This window comes from Methyloversatilis sp. MC4-4 (genome assembly GCF_049843555.1).
In the GTDB taxonomy this organism is placed as follows: Bacteria; Pseudomonadota; Gammaproteobacteria; order Burkholderiales; family Rhodocyclaceae; genus Methyloversatilis; species Methyloversatilis discipulorum_B.
In genome coordinates, this window is sequence record NZ_JBBHZK010000001.1 from 1,083,651 (window position 1) to 1,104,275 (window position 20,625).

The window sequence follows — 20,625 nt, forward strand, 5'->3', positions numbered from 1 at the left end:
CCGTATGAACAGGTCGAGTATGTCCGCACGCCTCATATTCATTGCATTGCTGTCTTCGCTCGCTTTGCTGACGGCCGCACCGGTGCGCGCAGAAAGCGACGTCAAGATCGGCTTCGTCGACACCGAACGCATCCTGCGCGAGGCGGCACCGGCGGTGCGCGCGCAGAAGAAGCTCGAAAAGGAATTCGAGAAGCGCAGCCAGGAGCTGGAAAAGCTGGCCAAGCAGCTGCAGGGCATGCAGCAGAACATGGAAAAGAATGCGGTCACGCTGTCCGACAGCGACCGCCGCGCCAAGGAGCGTGAATTCAGCGAACTCACCCGCGACATGCAGCGTCGCGAGCGCGAGTACCGTGAAGACCTGAACCAGCGCCGCAACGAGGAACTGGCTGGCGTGCTCGACAAGGCGAACAAGGCGATCAAGGTGATCGCCGAGGCCGAGAAGTACGACATCATCTTCCAGGAAGTGGTGTATCGCAGCCAGCGCATCGACATCACCGAGAAGGTGCTGAAGGCGCTGGCCGACCCGCCGGCAAGCAAGTAAGAACATGGCAGCCCGTCTTGGCGACATCGTCGCCCGGTTGGGCGGCGAACTGCATGGCGACGCCGACCTGCTGGTCGAGCAGGTGGCGCCGCTCGACAGCGCCGGCCCGGCTCACATCTCCTTTCTGTCCAATCCGAAGTACCGCAGCGTTCTTGCCAGCAGCGGTGCGGGTGTGGTCATCGTGCCGCCAGCCGACGGCGAGAATCTCGCCCGCACGCACATCCGCGTGCGCAATCCCTATCTCTATTTCGCCCGCGTCGCCCAGCTGCTGAATCCCGATCTGCGCCCGGCCGCCGGCATCGATCCGGCTGCCAGCGTGCATCCGGGGGCGCGGGTCGATGCGTCCGCCCATGTCGCCGCCGGTGCCGTGGTGGGCGAGGGTGCGGACATCGGCGCCAACGTGCTGATCGGCGCCGGCTGCGTGCTGGGCGAGGGTGTGCGCGTCGGCGCCGGCACGCGGCTGCATCCGCGCGTCGTCGTGTACGCGCACTGCGTGATCGGCGAGCGCTGCATCCTGCATTCGGGCGCCGTGATCGGCGCCGACGGCTTCGGCTTCGCCCGCGAGGCGGACGGCAGCTGGGTCAAGATTCCGCAGATCGGTCGCGTACTGATCGGCAACGACGTCGAAATCGGTGCCAACACGACGGTGGACCGCGGCGCGCTCGAAGACACCGTGATCGGCGACGGCGTAAAGCTCGACAACCTGATCCAGATCGCCCACAACGTGCGTATCGGCGACCATACTGCGATGGCGGCGTGTTCCGGCGTGGCCGGCAGCACGACGATAGGCAAGCGCTGCATGATCGGCGGTTCGGCCAACATCATGGGCCACATCGACATCGTCGATGACGTGGTGGTGTCGGCGGTGTCGTTCGCGACCAAGTCGATTCCGGAGAAGGGCGTCTATACCGGTTCGGTGCCGTCGATGGAGCACAAGGAATGGACGCGCAACTACTCGCGCCTGCGCCACCTCGATTCGATGGCCGATCGCATCAAGGCGCTCGAGCAACAACTTGCAACGCTGCAAGGCAACAAGGAAGACTGAATTGAAATCGATGGACATCCACGCGGTGCTGAAGTCGCTGCCGCACCGCTTTCCTTTCCTGCTGGTCGATCGCGTGCTCGAAGTCGAGGCGGGCAAGTACATCAAGGCGCTGAAGAACGTCACGATCAACGAGCCCTTCTTCCCCGGCCACTTCCCGAACCACCCGGTCATGCCGGGCGTGCTCATCGTCGAGGCGCTGGCGCAGACCGCCGCCATCCTGTCCTTCGAAACGCTGGGCACGACGCCCGACGCCGATTCGGTCTATTACCTCTGTGGCGTGGACAACACCCGCTTCAAGAAGCCGGTCATGGCCGGCGACCAGCTCATTCTCGAAGTCGACCTGCTTAAGCACTCGCGCGGCATCTGGAAGTACCAGGCGCGCGCGCGCGTTGACGGCGGCGTGGTGGCCGAATCCGAACTGCTCTGTGCGGTGCGTCCGACCTGATGGCAACGCTCATCCATCCGACCGCCATCGTCGATCCGGCGGCGCAGATCGCCGACGGTGTCGAGATCGGTGCCTACAGCATCATCGGGCCGAACGTCGAGATCGGTGCCGGCACCAAGGTGCATGCGCACGTGGTGATTCAGGGCCATACCCGCATCGGGCGCGACAACGCGTTCCACCCCTTCTGTTCGATCGGCGGTGCACCGCAGGACAAGAAGTACGCCAATGAACCGACCCGTCTGGAGATCGGCGACCGCAACACCGTGCGCGAATACGCGACGATGAACTGCGGCACCGTGCAGGACGGCGGCGTCACGCGTCTCGGCGACGACAACTGGATCATGGCCTACGTGCACGTCGCGCACGACTGCCAGGTCGGCAGCCACACCATCATGGCCAACAACACCGCGCTGGCCGGTCATGTGCATGTCGGCGACTGGGCCATTCTCGGCGGCTTCACCGGCGTGCACCAGTTCGTCCGCGTCGGTGCGCACAGCTTCTGCGGCGTGCATTCGAGCGTGCTGCAGGACGTGCCGCCCTTCGTGCTGGCCAACGGCGTGCCGGCCAGCCCGCACGGCATCAACAGCGAAGGCCTGCGCCGCCGCGGCTACAGCAGCGAAGCCATCATGGCGATCAAGCGCGCCTACAAGACGCTGTACCGCGAGGGGCTGACGCTGGACGAAGCCAAGGCCGCCATCGCCGAAGCGGCGAAGACGACGCCCGAAGTCGCGCTGCTGTCCGATTTCCTCGCATCCGGCGGACGCGGCATCATCCGATAATGGCCTCCCGCATCACGGTGGCCATGGTCGCCGGCGAAGCGTCGGGCGACCAGCTGGCTGCGCACCTGATCAAGGCGCTGCGCGATGCGCGGCCCGATATCGACTTCGTCGGTATCGGCGGGCCGCGCATGCAGTCGGCCGGCTTCGACGCCTGGTGGCCATCTGAAAAGCTGGCTGTGCGCGGCTATTTCGAGGTGCTGAAGCACTACCGCGAACTGGCCGGCATCCGTCGCAGCCTGCTCGACCGTCTGCTCAGGGACAAGCCGGCCGCCTTCATCGGCGTCGACGCCCCTGATTTCAATCTGTGGCTGGAGCGCAAGCTGCGCGATGCGGGCGTGCCCGCCATCCACTACGTGAGCCCGTCGATCTGGGCCTGGCGCGGTGGCCGCATCAAGGGCATCGCGCGCAGCGTGTCGCGCGTGCTCTGCCTGTTCCCGTTCGAGCCGGCGATCTACGAGAAGGCCGGCGTGCCGGTGAGCTATGTCGGCCATCCCTTCGCCGACGAGATTTCGCCCGAGCCACAGCGCTTCGCCGCCCGCGAGCGCCTGGCCATACCGGTCGATGCGCGCATCGTGGCGCTGCTGCCGGGCAGCCGGCAGTCGGAACTGCAGTACAACGCGCATTCCTGGATCGGTGCGGCCAAGCTGTTGCACGAGCGCCATCCGGACCTCAGATTCCTGGTGCCGCTGACCACGCGCGAAACGCGTACCCAGTTCGAACAGGCGCTGTGGGACTGTCAGGCGACCGAACTGCCGGTGTCCATCCTGTTCGGTCACGCGCGCGACGCGCTGATGGCCTGCGACGTGGCGCTGGTGGCCAGCGGCACGGCGACCCTCGAAGCGGCCCTGTGCCGCGCGCCGCACGTCGTGGCCTACCGCATCCACGCGCTGAGCTATCGCATCATGAAGCGCATGGCCTATCAGCCTTGGGTCGGCCTGCCCAATATCCTGGCCGGCCGCAGCATCGTGCCCGAGCTGCTGCAGCACGACGCCACGCCTGAAAAGCTGGCTGACGCGCTCGACGCGCTGCTCGGCGACGCGGTGGCGCGGGCGGCGCAGATCGACGAATTCGAGCGCATCCATTTCACGCTTCGCCAGGGCACGGCAGCGCGCGCCGCGGCGGCCATCCTGCCGCATCTGCCACGCGCATGAAGATCGCCGGCGTCGACGAGGCCGGCCGGGGTCCGCTGTGCGGTCCGGTCTATGCGGCGGCGGTCATTCTCGATCCCTTGCGCCCCATAGACGGCCTGAACGATTCGAAGAAGCTGTCGGAAAAGAAGCGCGAAGCGCTGGCGCCCTTGATCCGCGAGCGCGCGCTGGCCTGGGCGGTCGGCATCGCGACGGTGGAGGAGATCGACCGCCTGAACATCCTGCACGCGACCATGCTGGCGATGCGCCGCGCGGTCGAAGGCCTTGCCGTGCCGCCCGATCAGGTGCTGATCGACGGCAATCGCGTACCGCCCGGCCTCGCCGTGCCAGCGCGCGCGATCGTCGGCGGCGACGCGTCGGAAGCGGCGATCTCGGCCGCCTCCATCCTGGCCAAGACCGGCCGCGATCACGAAATGATGGCGCTGGCGGCGCTGTATCCGCAGTACGGCATTGCAAAGCACAAGGGCTATCCGACCGCCGAGCATCTGGCCGCATTGCGCATCCACGGCCCGTCACCGATTCACCGCCGCAGCTTTGCACCGGTCGCGCAGAGCGCCCTGGATTTCGGCGCGCCCGACTGAAGGCGTTCGCTTTCGCTTGAGGCAGTTGAAGCTGCTGGGCGCGCTACAGGTCTAGCATGAGCGTCATGTCCTGCTGCCCGCACCCGCAATGAATCCGTTTGGCTGGCTCAACGACCAGCTGCTGCGCATGCAGTGGCTGTCCGATCTGGTGCGCATGCTGGTCGAGCAGGGCATCGGTTTGCCGATGAGCGGGCGGGTCGGCGCCAGCGTGCATTTCTTCATCTATGACACGGTGAAGATCTTCATCCTGCTGTCGCTGCTGATCTTCGGCATTTCATACGTGCAGAGCCATTTCCCGCCCGAGCGCACGCGTCGCATCCTGGGGCGTTTCACCGGGGTGCGCGGCAATGTGCTGGCAGCGCTGCTCGGTACCGTCACGCCCTTCTGTTCCTGTTCGTCAATTCCGCTGTTCATCGGCTTCACCAGCGCCGGGCTGCCGATCGGCATCACCTTCTCCTTCCTGATCTCGTCGCCGCTGGTCGATCTGGCGTCGGTCATCCTGCTGGCCAGCATCTTCAACTGGCCCATCGCCATCGCCTACGTGACGGTCGGCGTCGTGCTGGCGGTGGTCGGTGGCACCTTGATCAGCCGCGCGCGGATGGAGGGCCACATCGAGCCCTTCGTGTTCACCAGCCCGGTCATGAACGGTGACGACGGCGTGCCCGACGTGCGCGAGCGCCTGCGCTTCGCCCGCGACCAGGTGCGCGACATCGTTCGCCGCGTCTGGCTCTACATCCTGATCGGTGTCGGCATCGGCGCGGCCATCCACAACTGGATACCGGAGCGCCTGATCAACGGGCTGCTTGGTCAGGACAAGCCATGGTCGGTGCCGCTGGCCACGCTGATCGGGGTGCCGATGTACGCCGACATCTTCGGCACGTTGCCGATCGCCGAGGCGCTGGTGGCGCGCGGCGTCGGGCTGGGTACGGCGCTGGCGTTCATGATGTCGGTCACTGCGCTGTCGCTGCCGTCCATCGTCATGCTCAAGCGCGTTGTCCGCACGCCGCTGCTGGCGACATTCGTCGGCATCGTGGCCGGTGGCATCGTGCTGATCGGCTATCTGTTCAACGCGCTGGCGGGCGCATTCACCTGACGTGACAGACGGGGAGACGACATGATCATCAAGGTACTGGGCAGCGGTTGCCGCAAGTGCATCGAACTGGCGGACAACACGCGCAAGGCGCTGGCCGCGCGCGGCCAGCAGGCGGATATCGTCAAGGTGACCGATTTCGTCGACATCGCCGCCTATGGCGTCATGTCGACGCCGGCGCTGGTGATCGACGAGAAGGTGGTGTCCGCGGGCAAGGTGTTGAGCGAACACGAAATCGGCGAACTGCTCGGCAAGGCCGGCTGAGACACTCAGTCCGGCGGGGCCAGATGCACGGCCAGCCAGACCGATGGGGTGGTGGCATCGGTGCGTTCGACGCGGTGGCGCCGATGCGCCGCGATGAACACCCAGTCGCCGGGGCGCAGTTCGCGACCGGTCGCTTCATCCTCGAATCGCAGCGTGGCGGAACCGCTCAGCAGTGCCACCCATTCGTCGCCCGGCTGGTCGTACCAGAAACCGGGCGGGCTGCACTGACCGGTCGACACGATGCGCTCGATGCGCACGCCGGGCCGCGCGCACAGCGTTTCGAACAGCTCTTCCGGCTGCTGCGCTGGCGGCAGGTTGTCGAACAGATTGGCGCTCACGCGGAGGCCTCGTCGAGCAGTTCCGTGTCGTCGTGTGCATAGGCCGGACTGCAGCAGCAGAGGATGACCAGTGCCTCGCTGCCGGTCGCCTCGATGCAGTGCGCAGTCCCGGGCGGAATCAGCACGGTGTCGCCGACCGTTACGCCGAAGCTGTGCTCGCCCAGCGTCATGCGCCCCTGGCCGGCCGTCACGTGGTACAGCTCTTCGGTCACATGGTGCCGGTGCAGCGCGGTGCGGGTGCCGGCCGGCACGGTCGCTTCGGCGAGGCTCTGCGCCTGCCCGCCGTGCTGCGCCGGATGCATCAGTTCGCGGATCAGCGAACCGTCCTTGGTCACGTAGGCTGCAATGTCGTCGTAGCGGGTCTTCATCGGGCGGGCGGGGCGGGCAAAGCGGGTGGAGCGCCAGCGTAGTCGAAAGCACACGGCACTTGCATCGATTCAACGATTCAAATATCGTTGAATTATGGAAGAACAGGACATCATCCGCGCGCTGGCCGCACTGGCCCACGAAATCCGTCTGCGCGTGTTTCGCGCACTGGTCGTCGCCGGTCCCGACGGCATGACGCCCGGCGCGCTCGGCGAGGCGCTGTCGGTGGCGCCGACCACGCTGTCCTTCCATCTGAAGGAACTGACCCAGGCCGGCCTGCTGCTGCAGTCGCGCGACGGCCGTCACCTGATCTACCGCGCCGACTACGCGCGCATGGGCGCACTGATGGCCTACCTCACCGAAAACTGCTGCCGCGGCACACCCTGTGTCGAGGCCGCACCTTCCTGCACGAACTGCTGACCGGAGAACCGCAATGAAGCGCTTTCATGTCCATCTGCACGTCGACGACCTGGCGAAGAGCATCGCCTTCTACAACAAGCTGTTCGACGCGCAGCCGGCGCGCACCGAAGCCGATTACGCGAAGTGGATGCTGGAGGATCCGCCGGTCAATTTCGCGATCTCGACCCGCGGAACCAAGCCGGGCATCGACCACCTCGGCATACAGACCGACGACCCGGCCGAACTTGCGGCGATGAAGGCGCGCGCCGAGTCAGCCGACATGGCGCTGCTCGACGAAGGCGAAACCACCTGCTGTTACGCGCGCAGCGAAAAGCACTGGGTGACCGACCCGCAGGGCATCGCCTGGGAGCACTTCCACACGCTGGGCAACATTCCGGTGTTCAACGAAGCCGCCAGCGGCGGTGCCGCCTGCTGTGCGCCGCAGGCTCCGGTGACGCGCGGCAAGCCGCTGAACATCGGCGTGAAGAGCTCCGGTTCGGGCTGCTGCTGACATGGCTCGCCCGCTCAACGTGCTGTTTCTGTGCACCCACAATTCGGCGCGCAGCGTGCTCGCCGAGTGCCTGCTCAACCACCTCGGTGGCGCCCGTTTCCGCGCCTTTTCGGCCGGCAGTCAGCCGAGCGGGCGGGTGAATCCGTTCGCGCTGCAGGCGCTGGCGGAGCAGGGCATCGATACGACGGGCGTGCGCAGCAAGGCCTGGGACGAATTCGCCGCGCCCGGCGCACCGGCAATGGATCTGATCATCACCGTATGCGACAGCGCAGCGGGTGAAACCTGCCCGGTGTGGCCGGGCCATCCGGCGACCGCGCACTGGGGCTACGCCGATCCGTCGGCCACGCCCGGCAGCGATGCGGCGAAGCTGACCGCCTTCCGCGACACGCTGGCGCTGATCCGCCGTCGTCTGGAGATTCTGGTCGCGATGCCGGACGAACGTCTGCACGCGCTGGCGCTGCAGCAGACCGCGCGCGATCTGGCCGCACACTGAGGTCTTTCCATGGGCATGTTCGAACGCTGGCTCACCCTGTGGGTGGGCCTGGCCATCATCGCGGGCGTCGCGCTGGGACTGGTCGCGCCGTCGGCCTTTGCGGCCGTCGCGGCGCTGGAACTGGCGCACGTCAATCTGGTGGTGGCCGTGCTCATCTGGGTGATGATCTACCCGATGATGATCCAGATCGACTTCGCCGCCGTGCGCGACGTCGGTCGACGGCCGCAGGGCCTGGTGCTGACGCTGGTCGTGAACTGGCTGATCAAGCCGTTCACGATGGCCGCACTCGGCGTGCTGTTCTTCCAGCACCTGTTCGCGCCCTGGGTCGATCCGCAATCGGCGTCGGAATACATCGCCGGCATGATCCTGCTCGGCGTCGCACCCTGCACGGCCATGGTGTTCGTCTGGAGTCAGCTCACGCGGGGTGATCCCAACTACACGCTGGTGCAGGTGTCGGTGAACGATCTGGTCATGGTGTTCGCCTTCGCGCCCATCGCCGCCTTCCTGCTCGGCGTGACCGACGTGGCCGTGCCGTGGGAGACGCTGCTGCTGTCCACCGCGCTCTACGTGGTGCTGCCGCTGCTTGCTGGGGTGCTGACCCGCCGTGCGCTGGGTAACGGTGCCGCACTGGCCGGATTCGTCGCGCGGCTCAAGCCGTGGTCCATCGTCGGCCTGCTGGCCACCGTCGTGCTGCTGTTCGGCTTCCAGGCGGAAACCATCGTCGCCCAGCCCTTCGTGATCGCACTGATCGCCGTGCCGCTGGTGCTGCAGACCTACGGCATCTTCGCCATCGCCTTCGTCGCCGCGCGAATGATGAAGCTGCCCTATCCGGTGGCGGCACCGGCCTGCCTGATCGGGACGTCGAATTTCTTCGAACTTGCGGTCGCCGTTGCGATCTCCCTGTTCGGACTGCACTCGGGCGCGGCGCTGGCGACCGTGGTCGGCGTGCTGGTCGAAGTGCCGGTCATGCTGTCGCTGGTCGCCTTCACGCGGCGCAGCGCGCATCTTTTTCCGGATTCCGCTGAACTTTTTTAGATCAAGTCTAAACAAAGAGGCAGTTTCGCAATATCATTGCGACTTTCACCCCACCCACAAAAGAGGATCTCGACATGAGCATCATCAACAGCACCGTCCAGCCCTTCAAGGCAAACGCTTTCCACAACGGCAAGTTCATCACCGTGACCGACGAGAGCCTGAAGGGCAAGTGGTCGGTGATCGTGTTCATGCCGGCTGCCTTCACCTTCAACTGCCCGACCGAAGTCGAAGACGCGGCCAACAACTACGCCGAATTCCAGAAGGCCGGTGCCGAAGTGTACATCGTCACCACCGACACCCATTTCTCGCACAAGGTGTGGCACGAAACCTCGCCGGCCGTCGGCAAGGCCCAGTTCCCGCTGGTTGGCGACCCGACCCACCAGCTGACCCGTGCGTTCGACGTGCACATCGATGAAGAAGGCCTGGCGCTGCGCGGCACCTTCATCATCAACCCGGAAGGTCAGATCAAGACCGCCGAGATCCACGACAACGCGATCGCCCGCGACATGAACGAAACGCTGCGCAAGCTCAAGGCTGCCCAGTTCGTCGCCAGCCACCCCGGCCAGGTCTGCCCGGCCAAGTGGAAGGAAGGCGCTGAAACCCTGACCCCGTCGCTCGACCTGGTCGGCAAGATCTAAGCGCACATCGCTTCGCAGAGGCGCCCGGGTCAGGTGCCAGGGTGTGTTCTCAAGCGGTTTGAGAACATGCCCTGACGGCGCCCGGCCCGGGCGTTTTGTTTTCCGCAACACCCGTTTCGAAAGCCGAGCACACCATGCTGGACGCCACTCTCAAGGGCCAGTTGAAGGCCTACCTCGAAAAGCTGCAGCAACCGATCGAACTGACGGCCGCGGTGGACGACAGCGCCGCTTCGCGCGAACTGCAGGGCCTGCTGTCCGACATCGCAGAGCTGTCGGACAAGATCACTGTCAGCGAGGAGCGGGGCAGTGCCGCGCGCACGCCGTCGTTCGCGATCAACCGCAAGGGTGGCAACATGTCGCTGCGCTTCGCGGCCATTCCGCTCGGCCATGAATTCACCTCGCTGGTGCTCGCGCTGCTGCAGGCTGGCGGTCATCCGCCGCGCGTGTCGGACGAGATGATCGAACAGATCAAGTCGCTCGATGGCGACTACAGCTTCGAAGTGTTCATGTCGCTGTCCTGCCACAACTGCCCGGACGTGGTGCAGGCGCTGAACCTGATGGCGGTGCTGAACCCGCGCGTCAAGGTGGTCACCATCGACGGCGCGCTGTTCCAGAAGGAAGTCGAAGAGCGCCAGGTGATGGCGGTGCCCATGGTGTTCCTGAACGGCGAACTGTTCGGCGCCGGTCGCATGACGCTCGAAGAGATCGTCGGCAAGGTCGACACCAGTGCGGCCAAGCGCGACGCGGAGAAGATGAGCGCCAAGGCGCCGTTCGACGTGCTGGTGGTCGGTGGTGGCCCGGCCGGCTCGGCGGCGGCGATCTACGCCGCGCGCAAGGGCATCCGCACGGGTGTCGTGGCGGAGCGCTTCGGTGGCCAGCTGATGGACACGCTGGGCATCGAGAACTTCATCTCGGTCAAGGAGACCGAAGGCCCCAAGCTCGCCGCCGCGCTCGAAGAGCACGTGAAGAGCTACGAGGTCGACGTGATGGCGCTGCAGCGCGTCGACAAGCTGATTCCCGCCGCCGAGTCGGGCGACGGCCTGATCACGCTGCAACTGTCCAATGGCGGCCAGCTGAAGTCGCGTTCGGTCATCCTCGCCACCGGTGCGCGCTGGCGTGAAATGAACGTGCCGGGCGAGCGCGAGTACCGTAACAAGGGCGTGGCCTACTGCCCGCACTGCGACGGCCCGCTGTTCAAGGGCAAGCGCGTGGCGGTGATCGGCGGCGGCAATTCGGGCGTCGAAGCGGCGATCGATCTGGCCGGCATCGTCGGTCACGTGACGCTGCTGGAATTCGACAAGCAGATGCGCGCTGACGCCGTACTGCAGCGCAAGCTGCTGAGCCTGCCCAACGTAAAGGTGATCCTGCAGGCGCAGACCACCGAAGTCACGGGTGGCGCCGACGGCAAGGTGAATGCGCTGAAGTACACCGACCGTGCCACCGGCGAGTCGCACACGATCGAGCTCGAAGGCATCTTCGTGCAGATCGGCCTGGTGCCCAACACCGAATGGCTGAAGGGTTCGATCGAGCTGACGAAGTACGGCGAAATCCAGGTCGACGCGCGTTGCGAAACCAGCACGCCCGGCGTGTTCGCGGCCGGCGACGTCACCACCGTGCCGTACAAGCAGATCATCATCGCGATGGGCGAGGGCTCGAAGGCGGCGATTTCGGCTTTCGACCACCTGATCCGCACGTCGGCACCGGCCTGATCACCGGGAGGCGTTAACATCGGAGCCCGCGCATCGCAGGATGTGCGGGCTTTTTCTTGGCTGCGCGACTGCCCGCGCGCCATTCACCGAGGGTCTTCACACCATGAGCCACGTTCCGTTGCTGCTGTTCCTGCACGTCGCCGCAGTCACGATCTGGGTCGGCGGCATGTTCTTCGCCTATGTCTGTCTGCGCCCGGTGGCCGCCTTGCAGCTCGAACCGCCGGCGCGGCTGCGCCTGTGGCGCGGTGTTTTCGGCGGCTTCTTCCCGCTGGTGTGGGCATCGGTCGCCATCATCCTCGTCAGCGGGCTCGGCATGATGCTGGCGGTCGGCATGAAGGCGGCGCCGATCCACTGGCACCTGATGTTCGGCGTCGGCCTGATCATGATGTTCATCTTCATGCACGTGTTCTTCGCGCCCTACAAGCGGCTGCTGCGCGCGGTCGACGCGTCCGACTGGCCGGCCGGCGGTGCGGCGCTGGCACAGATCCGCAAGCTGGTCGGGCTGAACACCGTGCTCGGCTTCGTCACCATCGCGCTGGCCACGCTGGGGCGCGCACTGGTGGCCGGATGAAGCACGTCCAGTCGCGCGACAACGCGCAGTTCAAGCACTTGCGCAAGCTCGCGACCTCGTCGCGCGCGCGGCGCGAGGCGGCGGAAACGCTGATCGACGGCATGCACCTGTTCCGCAGCGCGCTCGACGCCGGCGTGCGCCCCAAGCTCGCTGTCGTCGCCGAGCGCGCGCTCGACCACGTCGAAGTCAAGGATGCGTTGGCGGAGCAGGGTGAGGCCGTGCTGCTGCTCTCCGACGCGCTGTTCGACGAACTGAGTCCGACCGACACGCCGACCGGCCTGCTCGGACTGATCGACATCCCGGCCGAGGCGGAGGCGCCGATCACCGGCGACTGTCTGGTGCTCGACGCAGTGCAGGACACCGGCAATCTCGGTACGCTGCTGCGCGCCGCCTGGGCCACCGGCGTGTGCGACGTGCTGCTGACCACCGGCTGCGCCCAGGCCTGGAGCCCCAAGGTGCTGCGCGCCGGGCAGGGCGCGCATTTCGGTCTGCGCATCCGCGAGCACTGCGATGTGGCGGCGGCGCTCAAGACTTACCCGGGCCGCATCGTCGCCACCCGGCTCGACGCCCGCACCTCGCTGTATGCGCTGGACCTGCGCGGCCCGGTCGCCTGGCTTTTCGGCAACGAAGGCGCCGGCCTGTCGCCAGCCGTCAGCGCGCTGGCGACCGACCCGGCCATCATCCCGATGCCCGGTGCGGCCGAATCGCTGAATGTCGCGATGGCGGCCACTGTCTGTCTGTTCGAGCAGGTGAGGCAGCGTACGCCCGGCTGAAACGGCGCGACCAGGACGGGCCGGAGCAGGGAGCTTTTCCCTGTACAAGCGTCGAGGCAGTTTTGAGAATCGGGCATCCGCGGACCTGAATGTCTGCTCATCCACCGGTGCGCGCGCCCTCCGATTCCCGCCATGCAGATCGAACATCCCGTCCGTCAGGAACTGGTCAAGGAGCTGTACATCGACCATCAGGGATGGCTGTTCGGCTGGCTGCGCAAGAAACTTCGCTGTCCTTCCGACGCCGCCGACCTGACGCAGGACACCTTCGTCCGCGTCATGCAGTGCGACGAACTTGCGCAACTGCGTGAGCCGCGTGCCTTCCTGACGACGACGGCCGGTCGTCTGCTGATCGATCATCTGCGCCGCCGCAAGCTCGAACAGTCGTATCTCGCCGCCCTTGCGCTGTATTCACCGGACGCTTCAGCGCCCTCGGCAGAAGATCATCACGCGGCGCTGGAAACCTTGAATGCACTGGCAACGATGCTGGAGACGCTGCCGCCCAAGCCGCGCAAGGCCTTCCTGCTGTATCGACTCGAAGGCCTGCCGCACGCCGAGATCGCCGCCCGCCTTGGCGTATCGGTCAGCATGATCAAGCAGTACCTGGCGTCGGTCCTGATGCAGTGCTACCGCGTGCTGCACGGCTGAACGATGCTGCACGCGACATCGACGTCTGCACAGGGTGAGGGCTCCGCCGAGGACGCTGCGCCGTCGGCCGCCGTCGTGGCTGCAGCGACGGACTGGTACCTGAAGATGCAGGACGACAGCTGCACGCCGGAGCAACGATCCGCGCTGCACGACTGGCTGCAGGCCGACCCGATGCACCGCCTGGCCTATGGCCGCATCGACTCGATATGGACGCGCTTCGGACAGGTCGATGCGCAGGCGGGCAAGGCTGCCCTCGACGCAAGCCTCTCCGGAGCCGGGCGTCGCCGTCGCGCCGTGGCCGGTGCGCTGATGCTCGCGTGCATGCTGGCGGGCAGCGGCTGGATGGCCCTGCAGTCGCAGACGGCGCGCTACCTGCTGGCCGACCATCGCACGGTGCCGGGCGAGCGGCTGACGGTCACGCTGGACGACGGCAGCCGGGTCACGCTCAACACCGACTCGGCGATAGACGAGCAATACACCGGGCAGGAACGTCGCATCGTGCTGCGGCGGGGCGAAATACTGGTCGAGGTGAGCGCCGACCCGCAGCGTCCGTTCGTGGTCGAAAGCAGGCACGCGACGGCGCGCGCGCTCGGCACGCAGTATCTGGTGCGCGACGATGCCGATGCGACGCGCGTCGCAGTGATCGAGTCGACGGTCGAGGCGTGCAGCCGCTCGGTCGCCACCTGCACGACGCTGGGTGCCGGCAGCGCGGCGCGGATCACCGACGCGGGTGTCGGTGCGACCGAGGCGGCTGATATCGATGCGCTCATCGGCTGGCGCGATGGCGTGCTGGCGGTCGACGACAAGCCGCTCACCGAGGTACTTGCCGAACTCGAGCGCTATCGCCGCGGCACGCTCTACTACGACGCGGAAGCGCTGCAGGACCTCTCGGTGTCGGGCGTGTTCCCGCTCGACGACACCGACCGGGCGCTTGCCGCACTGAGCGCGAACCTGCCGCTGCGTATCACCCGTTACACCTCGTACATCGTCCGCATCGACCGCCGCTGATTTTTCCGACGCCGACTGTACTTTTGCCGTCGTCCTTCGTCATTGCCCGCGATTACACAAAAAAAGCGGGGGAGCACATGAAGAGGACAGAAGGCGGTAATGGTGCGCGCACTCGCACTTGCACTCGCAGGCGCGTGCTCGGTGCGGCGGCGCTCGGGCTGGCAGTCGTCAGTCTGCCCGCCGTTGCCGATGCGCTCCGGCTCGAACTGGCCGACGCCACGCGCAACGACGCGGTGCGCAGTTACGACATCGCGCCGGGGCCGCTCGGCGACACGCTCAATCGGGTCGCACGACGTGCAGGTGTGGTGTTCACATTCGAACCCTCGCTGGTCAGTGGCAAGCGCAGTGCCGGTGTCCGCGGGGATTTCTCGGTGCGCGAGGCATTCACCGCCGCGCTGCAGGGAAGCGGGCTCGAACTGCGTATCGACGAAGCGGGCGGATACACGGTGCGCCGCGCACCGGTGCAGCCGTTGCCGGCCCTGGGCGACGACTCCTCGTCCATCCATCAGCTCGAAGCGATCCAGGTGCGCGCCAAGCGCTTCCACGAGATCGGCCCGCTGCCGGGCCTGGGCCTGACGAAGGAGGAGATCCCGGGCAATGTGCAGAGCCTGACCGCCGAGGACATTCGCAATGCCCACGCGGTCAGCGTGGCCGATCTGCTGAACTCGACCATGCAGTCGGTCAATGTGAACGACTACCAGGGCAACCCGTTCCAGATGGACGTGAATTACCGGGGCTTCACTGCCAGTCCCCAGCTCGGGACGCCGCAGGGCCTGTCTGTGTTCATTGACGGCATACGCGTGAACGAGCCCTTCGGCGACGTCGTGAACTGGGACATGATTCCGATGAACGCGCTGTCGGGCTTCGACGTCTTTCCGGGCTCGAATCCGATCTTCGGTCTCGGCACACTGGGCGGCGCCTTCTCGATGCGCACCAAGAGCGGTTTCGACAGCCCCGGCGTCGAAGCCGAACTGCTCACCGGCGCCTTCGGCCGCAACCAGCTGCTGGTGTCGGGGGGCTGGAACAACGGCAGCGTCGGCCTTTTCGGCGCCGGCAACTTCTTCGTCGAGGACGGCTGGCGCGACAACTCGCCGACCAAGGTGAACCAGGTGTTCGGCAAGGGCAGCTATCGCAGCGACCGGCTGGACCTGAACCTCAGCTCGTTGTACGTGTGGAACGACCTTGTCGGCAACGGCCTGATTCCGAGCCAGATGTATGCGCAGGACCGCAACGGCGTCTTCACCTCGCCGGATACGACGAAGAACCGTCTGTTGCAGCTGCAGCTGTCCGGCAGCTTCATCGTCAACGACAACTTCACCGTCACCGGTCAGGTCTACCAGCGCGACAGCAATCGGCGCGCGCGAGGGGCCGACGTCTATACCGAACTTCGCGGCGATTACGCGCGGCGCAAGCTCGATCCGGGCGAGCAGTACACCTGCCTGTACAACAGCAGCAACAAGTACGGTCTGCCCGACTACTACGTCGTCGCATTCGATCCGAACGACTGGTTCTCGCCGGCCTATCCCGAGTTCCTGAACTTCCTGATGGACTACGCGACAAACGGCGTCGCCAACCCGGCCCTGCTGCCGGATGGCGCATTCAATGCCGACCTGCCCGACGATTACGCGGCACACGCGAAGTACGAGTTCGACACCTGGAAGAACTACCACCAGGCGCTGTTCTACGTGCCCCAGGCGGTGACGCGCACGCCTGTGCTGCCGGGCGATCCCACCTCGTATTCGAATGGCGAACCGTCTTACACCGCCGGCACCTGGGTCGGCGGCAGCGCCCCCAGGGTGCCGGCCGGTGACATCGACGTCATCGGCGGCATGACCGCGAGCTTCTTCTATACACCGGATGGCGTGAAGCACGCTGTCATGACGGTCACCCCCTTCAACGGCGACAACTGTGCAGCGACACAACAGCGCGACGTGACGTCGCAACGCGGCGAACTGACCCAGCGTGACCCGGTGACCGGAGGCGTGCTGATGACCGACGGTTTCGGCACCACCCGCCCGGGCGTGGTCGAGGGCACGCCGACCGCGGTGCTGACCAATACCCGGATCGAACAGATCATCCACGGCGCGTCGATGCAGCTGAACTGGAACTACGATCGCCACAAATTCATGGTCGGCGCATCGGTCGACCGCGCGAAGGCGCGCTACGGCAGCGGGCAGATGCTCGGGCTGCTCGATGCCGAGCGCAATGCCTATCTGTCACCGGACGAAATCCGCGATCAGTACGCTGCCGCGGACGAGGAGGTGCGCAACAACGACTTCGCGGGCACCTCGATCACCAAGAGCCTCTACGCGAGCGAAACCTGGAGCCCGGTCGAGACGGTGCACCTGACCGGCGCCGTGCGCTTCAACCACACGCGGGTCAAGAACGTGCTGGCTTCCCGCAGCTACGGCTTTACCGTTTTCGATCTTGCCCAGTACGAGGCCTATCCGAACTTCTACGACATCTGCGTGAATGGTGTGTGCCCGACCACTGGCTATCGGGTGCCCGACCTCGCGCGCATCGTGAACCCGGCGGAAACCGAGCATTTCACCTATCGCTCGCTGAATCCGTCGTTCGGCGGGACCTGGCAGGCCAGGCCGGACCTGAACGTCTACGGCAACTGGGCACGCGGCGCCCGCACACCGTCGGTGATCGAGCTGGGCTGCGCGCTTGACCACACCTTGGTCAAGCTGGGCGGCAACAAGTACATCGAGAAGGGGCTGCTCGAGAACCGTTCCTGCTCATTGCCCTCGACGCTTTCGGGCGACCCCTATCTGCCGCAGATCCGCGCCGAAACGATCGACTTCGGCATGCGTGGCCGCTGGGGCGACAACATCGAATGGAATCTCGGCGCCTACCGTACCGATCTGAAAGACGACATCTACTTGGTGACCTACCCGGGTAACCGAAGCTTCTTCGACAGCATCGGCGACACGCGCCGGCAGGGCATCGAAGCGGGCATGACCGCCCAGCTCGGCAAGGCACGCATACGCCTGAACTACGCACTGACTGACGCCACCTTCCAGGAATCGTTCGTCATGGCGGCGAACGACAACAGCAGCGCGACGCTGGAGCCCTACTGCAATGCGTCCGGCCAGTGCATCTACGATCTGGACGATCCGGTCGGGCGCATCCGCGTCAAGCCGGGCAACCGGATGCCGGGCATACCGCTGCACAACCTGAACGCCACTCTGAGCTACGAGGTGACTGACAAGTGGACGGTAGGCCTCACGGCGATCGCGCATTCAACCGCCTACGTGCGCGGCAACGAGAACAACGAACACAGGGAGGGCGTGGTGCGGCAGGTGCCGGTCGATATCTATAACGGCAGCGGCGCCGTCATCGGCCAGCAGATGGTCAGTCTTCAGCCGACCGGGAACAAGGGTTCGGTGCCTGGCCACGTCGTCTTCAATGCCCACACGAGCTACAAGCTCACGCCGGAGTGGACGCTGGGCATGCGCATCAACAACCTGCTCGACAAGGAATACTTCAGCGCAGGTCGCCTCGGCGTGAATCCGTTCTCGCCGTCGATACACGGCGCCATCGGGCCGGACGGCTACAACCACAACTCCAGCGACTGGCTCAGCACCAACTTTCTGGCGCCGGGCGCACGGCGCGGAATCTGGCTGACCTTGAGCTATCAGCTCGACCCGCGCTGAGCTGCCGTCAAGCTGCGGATTCCCCCGCAACGTCCGGCCGTGCCGCCCACGGCACCAGGCCGGCGGCGGTGGCCAGGCGCACCAGCTCGACGTCGCTGCGCACGTCGAGCTTCTGGCGGATTTCGCTCATCCGGTTCGAAATCGTCTTCGGGCTCAGCTTCAGTGCGTCGGCGATTTCGTCCACGGTCATGCCGGCCAGCAGCAGGCGGCAGATCTCGAATTCGCGCGGTGTCAGCACGTCCAGCCGCTTCTCGTCCGGCATCACGTTGTCCAGTGCCAGCTGTTCGGCCACGCGCGGGCTCAGCGTGCGCCGGCCCTGGGCGGCGGCGATGACGGCCTGCACCAGCGCTTCCGGTTCGGTGTCCTTGGTCAGGAAGCCGATGGCGCCGGCTTCCAGTGCCTGGCGGGCGAAGGCCGGCTGGGCGTGCATCGAGAACATGAGCACGCGCGCACGGCCGTCGAGCGCCAGCATCCTGCGCGCCGCCTCGATGCCGCTGGCGCCGGGAAGCGATATGTCCATCACCACGACGTCCGGTTTCATCAGCCTGAACAGCTGGTAGGCCTCGTCGGAACTGCCCGCTTCGCCGACCACTTCCATCATGCGGTTGTGTTCGAGGAAGCGGCGGTAGCCGGCGCGCACAACGGCGTGGTCGTCGACGAGCAGAACGCGGATGGGAGTGTTCGGAGCCATGTCAGTGTTCCTGTACCGAGGTTTTCAGGGGCAGCCAGGCAGTGACTTCCCAGCCGCCGCGCGAACGCGGACCGGCCTGGCAGTCACCGCCCAGTGCGAGCGCGCGTTCGCGCATGCCGACCAGACCGAAGCCGCTCTCGGGTGCGACGTAGGGCGTCGGTTCGCCGTCGTCGGTCACCCGCAGCGATACGCGGCCGAGCCTTGTGTCGATATCCAGATGGACATCGATCCGGGTGCACCGTGCGTGCTTGGCCGTATTGGTGAGGCACTCCTGCACGATGCGGTAGAGCGTGATGTCGTGCATGGACGACAGCTGACCGAGGTCCTCGTCGAGATGGAACACCACCTCGACCTTGTCGGCGCCGCGGCTGCGCTGCGTACCCAGTTCGGCCAGCGCGTGGCGCAGGCCCAGTTCCTCGATGTCCGGCGGCCGCAGGTGTTCGAGCAGGTTGCGCACCAGACGCAGCAGATGGCCCACCTGTTCCGACATCCAGCGCGCCGCTTCGCGGTGCTCGGCCAGCTCGGGGCGACCTTCGCAGGCGTCGGCCAGCAGACGGGCGTGCGGATGGATGGCCACCAGATAGGGGCTCAGTTCGTCGTGCAGATCGCGCGCCAGCGACTGGCGGATTTCCTCTTCGTGCGTGATCAGCTTGCGCAGCAGGCGAGCGCGCTCGCTCACGGCGGCCTCCAGCGTGGCAGCCATGCTGTTGAAGGAATCGGACAGCGGCGCCAGATCGCCCGGGCCGACGTTGTCGAGCCGGGCGTCGAGCCGGCCTTCGCCGATTGCCGACAGTGCACGCATGACGCTGCCCAATGGCTGCAGCGCACGGCCGACCGCCCAATACACCATGAAGCAGGCGATCAGCCCGATCGCCAGCACCATGCTGGTCTGCTTGATGTAGTCGTCCCAGATCTCGCGCAGTTCGTCGTCGGCGTTCGGCACCAGCAGGTAGTAGCCGACCACCCGCTCGCCGACGCGGATGTCCTTGCGCAGCGGCGGCAGGTTGCGCAGGCGTTCGCCCATCCAGTTCAGCGCGGCCGGCGCCTCGATCGGCGGCGCGTCGCGCGAACTCAGTATGGTGCGGCCATCCAGTGCGTGCACCTCGACGGTGAGGTGGCGCAGCGTGCGCAGCTCATGCGTGAGATCGATGTGCGCGAGCAGCGACTCGGTGGACATGCCGGGCGGTGCCGGCGTCAGCACACTGGGCAGCAGCGCGTGCGCAAGACGCGCCACCGAATCGATCTCGGTCACCGCATCGTCGTGGGCGTCGTAGAGCCTGCGCCCGCTGTCGGCAATCACCAGCAGGGTCATCAGCGAGGCGATGATCAGGGTGAGTCTGAAACGCAGACTCATGCAGGCATTTCCGGAAGTTGCGTGACCGGGCATCGTAATGCGAAGGCTGTCGGGAAATCCTCCCGCGCATCGCGTGCCGCCATCCGTGGCGCGGGACGGCATCCCGCCTGGTGCGATTGGATTTCCCTGCCGCGGGCGGGCGTGACTCACGGATATTGAACGGCGCTGTCGCCGTTCGAGCGGCACGTCACCGAGGAGAAAGCCATGAAGAAAACTGCCCTGATCTGCACGCTGGCTCTGTTCGCCACGCCGGTTCTTGCCGCCGATGCGAAGAAGCCGTCGTCGGACAAACCCGAACTGGCCCGCGACTGGGTCGAGATGGACGCCAACAAGGATGGCTACATCACGCCCGACGAAATGGTCGCCTGGGAGAAGAAGCGCGCCGACGCCAAGAAGTGAGCGGACGGTGCCGGCCGCGGTCCGGCACCCGCCCATTTTTTTCAAGACTTTTCCAAGGGCAAAAACACGTAAGAGCCTGTCGTCGGACGGAACCGCGGGGCGTGCTCCCGCCTCTATGCGGGGCATTCGATTTGCGTGCTAAG

Annotated in this window: 24 protein-coding genes; 20 read left to right on the forward strand and 4 right to left on the reverse strand. The window is 66.0% G+C overall.

Annotated features, from left to right (window positions below):
* The first annotated feature begins 19 nt into the window (after nucleotides 1–19).
* From WDZ97_RS04890 to WDZ97_RS04925, 8 genes are all read left to right on the forward strand, one after another.
* A complete protein-coding gene (locus WDZ97_RS04890) occupies nucleotides 20–541 on the forward strand; it encodes an OmpH family outer membrane protein (protein ID WP_425761972.1) in 522 nt (173 codons plus the stop codon).
* Between the two features lie 4 nt (nucleotides 542–545).
* A complete protein-coding gene (lpxD, locus tag WDZ97_RS04895) occupies nucleotides 546–1,586 on the forward strand; it encodes a UDP-3-O-(3-hydroxymyristoyl)glucosamine N-acyltransferase (protein WP_425761973.1) in 1,041 nt (346 codons plus the stop codon).
* A 10-nt stretch (nucleotides 1,587–1,596) separates the two neighbouring features.
* Complete coding sequence (gene fabZ / locus WDZ97_RS04900; protein ID WP_020164752.1) at nucleotides 1,597–2,031, forward strand: 3-hydroxyacyl-ACP dehydratase FabZ; 435 nt, start codon at nucleotides 1,597–1,599, stop codon at nucleotides 2,029–2,031.
* Nucleotides 2,031–2,810: an acyl-ACP--UDP-N-acetylglucosamine O-acyltransferase gene (gene lpxA / locus WDZ97_RS04905; RefSeq protein WP_304001044.1), complete on the forward strand. Its 780-nt coding sequence runs from the start codon at nucleotides 2,031–2,033 to the stop codon at nucleotides 2,808–2,810. The genes fabZ and lpxA overlap by 1 nt, the downstream gene beginning before the upstream one ends.
* On the forward strand, nucleotides 2,810–3,961 hold the full coding sequence (gene lpxB / locus WDZ97_RS04910) for a lipid-A-disaccharide synthase (protein WP_304008769.1): 1,152 nt from the start codon (nucleotides 2,810–2,812) through the stop codon (nucleotides 3,959–3,961). The genes lpxA and lpxB overlap by 1 nt, the downstream gene beginning before the upstream one ends.
* A complete protein-coding gene (gene rnhB / locus WDZ97_RS04915) occupies nucleotides 3,958–4,539 on the forward strand; it encodes a ribonuclease HII (RefSeq protein ID WP_425761974.1) in 582 nt (193 codons plus the stop codon). Before lpxB ends, rnhB begins: the two co-directional genes overlap by 4 nt.
* 88 nt (nucleotides 4,540–4,627) lie before the next feature.
* Nucleotides 4,628–5,632, forward strand: a complete 1,005-nt coding sequence (locus tag WDZ97_RS04920; protein ID WP_425761975.1) for a permease — start codon at nucleotides 4,628–4,630, stop codon at nucleotides 5,630–5,632.
* A gap of 21 nt (nucleotides 5,633–5,653) precedes the next feature.
* Complete coding sequence (locus WDZ97_RS04925) at nucleotides 5,654–5,893, forward strand: thioredoxin family protein (protein ID WP_425761976.1); 240 nt, start codon at nucleotides 5,654–5,656, stop codon at nucleotides 5,891–5,893.
* Nucleotides 5,894–5,898: 5 nt separating this feature from the next.
* Here WDZ97_RS04925 and WDZ97_RS04930 read toward each other — a convergent pair whose 3' ends face one another.
* Both WDZ97_RS04930 and WDZ97_RS04935 read right to left on the reverse strand, forming a co-directional pair.
* On the reverse strand, nucleotides 5,899–6,231 hold the full coding sequence (locus WDZ97_RS04930) for a cupin domain-containing protein (protein WP_425761977.1): 333 nt from the start codon (nucleotides 6,229–6,231) through the stop codon (nucleotides 5,899–5,901).
* Entirely contained in the window at nucleotides 6,228–6,599 is a 372-nt protein-coding gene (locus tag WDZ97_RS04935) for a cupin domain-containing protein (RefSeq protein WP_425761978.1), read from the reverse strand. The genes WDZ97_RS04930 and WDZ97_RS04935 overlap by 4 nt, the downstream gene beginning before the upstream one ends.
* Nucleotides 6,600–6,693: 94 nt before the next feature.
* On the opposite strand from WDZ97_RS04935, the gene WDZ97_RS04940 reads away from it, so the two are divergent.
* The 11 genes from WDZ97_RS04940 to WDZ97_RS04990 all read left to right on the forward strand — a co-directional run bounded on the left by WDZ97_RS04940 (nucleotide 6,694) and on the right by WDZ97_RS04990 (nucleotide 18,038).
* Entirely contained in the window at nucleotides 6,694–7,017 is a 324-nt protein-coding gene (locus WDZ97_RS04940; RefSeq protein WP_304001051.1) for an ArsR/SmtB family transcription factor, read from the forward strand.
* 13 nt (nucleotides 7,018–7,030) lie between these two features.
* Nucleotides 7,031–7,507, forward strand: coding sequence for an ArsI/CadI family heavy metal resistance metalloenzyme (locus WDZ97_RS04945; RefSeq protein WP_425761979.1), 477 nt, complete (start codon nucleotides 7,031–7,033; stop codon nucleotides 7,505–7,507).
* Between the two features lies 1 nt (nucleotide 7,508).
* Complete coding sequence (locus WDZ97_RS04950) at nucleotides 7,509–8,000, forward strand: arsenate reductase ArsC (protein WP_304001053.1); 492 nt, start codon at nucleotides 7,509–7,511, stop codon at nucleotides 7,998–8,000.
* A gap of 9 nt (nucleotides 8,001–8,009) precedes the next feature.
* Nucleotides 8,010–9,035 carry an ACR3 family arsenite efflux transporter gene (arsB, locus tag WDZ97_RS04955; protein ID WP_425761980.1) on the forward strand — a complete coding sequence of 342 codons (1,026 nt, stop codon included), beginning with the start codon at nucleotides 8,010–8,012 and terminating at the stop codon, nucleotides 9,033–9,035.
* A 74-nt stretch (nucleotides 9,036–9,109) separates the two neighbouring features.
* Nucleotides 9,110–9,673 (forward strand): alkyl hydroperoxide reductase subunit C, encoded by a 564-nt coding sequence (ahpC, locus tag WDZ97_RS04960; protein WP_019918226.1) that lies wholly within the window; start codon nucleotides 9,110–9,112, stop codon nucleotides 9,671–9,673.
* 134 nt (nucleotides 9,674–9,807) lie between these two features.
* Nucleotides 9,808–11,382, forward strand: a complete 1,575-nt coding sequence (gene ahpF, locus WDZ97_RS04965) for an alkyl hydroperoxide reductase subunit F (RefSeq protein WP_425761981.1) — start codon at nucleotides 9,808–9,810, stop codon at nucleotides 11,380–11,382.
* 103 nt (nucleotides 11,383–11,485) lie between these two features.
* On the forward strand, nucleotides 11,486–11,953 hold the full coding sequence (locus WDZ97_RS04970; protein WP_425761982.1) for a CopD family protein: 468 nt from the start codon (nucleotides 11,486–11,488) through the stop codon (nucleotides 11,951–11,953).
* The gene (locus WDZ97_RS04975) at nucleotides 11,950–12,726 is read left to right on the forward strand and encodes a TrmH family RNA methyltransferase (protein WP_425761983.1); all 777 of its coding nucleotides are present in this window, start codon (nucleotides 11,950–11,952) and stop codon (nucleotides 12,724–12,726) included. The genes WDZ97_RS04970 and WDZ97_RS04975 overlap by 4 nt, the downstream gene beginning before the upstream one ends.
* 132 nt (nucleotides 12,727–12,858) lie before the next feature.
* Entirely contained in the window at nucleotides 12,859–13,371 is a 513-nt protein-coding gene (locus tag WDZ97_RS04980; RefSeq protein ID WP_425761984.1) for a sigma-70 family RNA polymerase sigma factor, read from the forward strand.
* A 3-nt stretch (nucleotides 13,372–13,374) separates the two neighbouring features.
* On the forward strand, nucleotides 13,375–14,379 hold the full coding sequence (locus WDZ97_RS04985; RefSeq protein WP_425761985.1) for a FecR domain-containing protein: 1,005 nt from the start codon (nucleotides 13,375–13,377) through the stop codon (nucleotides 14,377–14,379).
* Nucleotides 14,380–14,456: 77 nt separating this feature from the next.
* On the forward strand, nucleotides 14,457–18,038 hold the full coding sequence (locus WDZ97_RS04990) for a TonB-dependent receptor domain-containing protein (RefSeq protein ID WP_425761986.1): 3,582 nt from the start codon (nucleotides 14,457–14,459) through the stop codon (nucleotides 18,036–18,038).
* A 7-nt stretch (nucleotides 18,039–18,045) separates the two neighbouring features.
* On the opposite strand, the gene WDZ97_RS04995 is transcribed toward WDZ97_RS04990, so the two are convergent.
* Nucleotides 18,046–18,729, reverse strand: a complete 684-nt coding sequence (locus tag WDZ97_RS04995) for a response regulator (protein ID WP_019918233.1) — start codon at nucleotides 18,727–18,729, stop codon at nucleotides 18,046–18,048.
* Nucleotide 18,730: 1 nt separating this feature from the next.
* The gene (locus tag WDZ97_RS05000) at nucleotides 18,731–20,083 is read right to left on the reverse strand and encodes a sensor histidine kinase (RefSeq protein ID WP_304001059.1); all 1,353 of its coding nucleotides are present in this window, start codon (nucleotides 20,081–20,083) and stop codon (nucleotides 18,731–18,733) included.
* 204 nt (nucleotides 20,084–20,287) lie between these two features.
* Between WDZ97_RS05000 and WDZ97_RS05005 the strand changes: the two genes are divergently transcribed.
* Nucleotides 20,288–20,482, forward strand: coding sequence for a hypothetical protein (locus tag WDZ97_RS05005; RefSeq protein WP_304001060.1), 195 nt, complete (start codon nucleotides 20,288–20,290; stop codon nucleotides 20,480–20,482).
* Nucleotides 20,483–20,625: the final 143 nt, after the last annotated feature.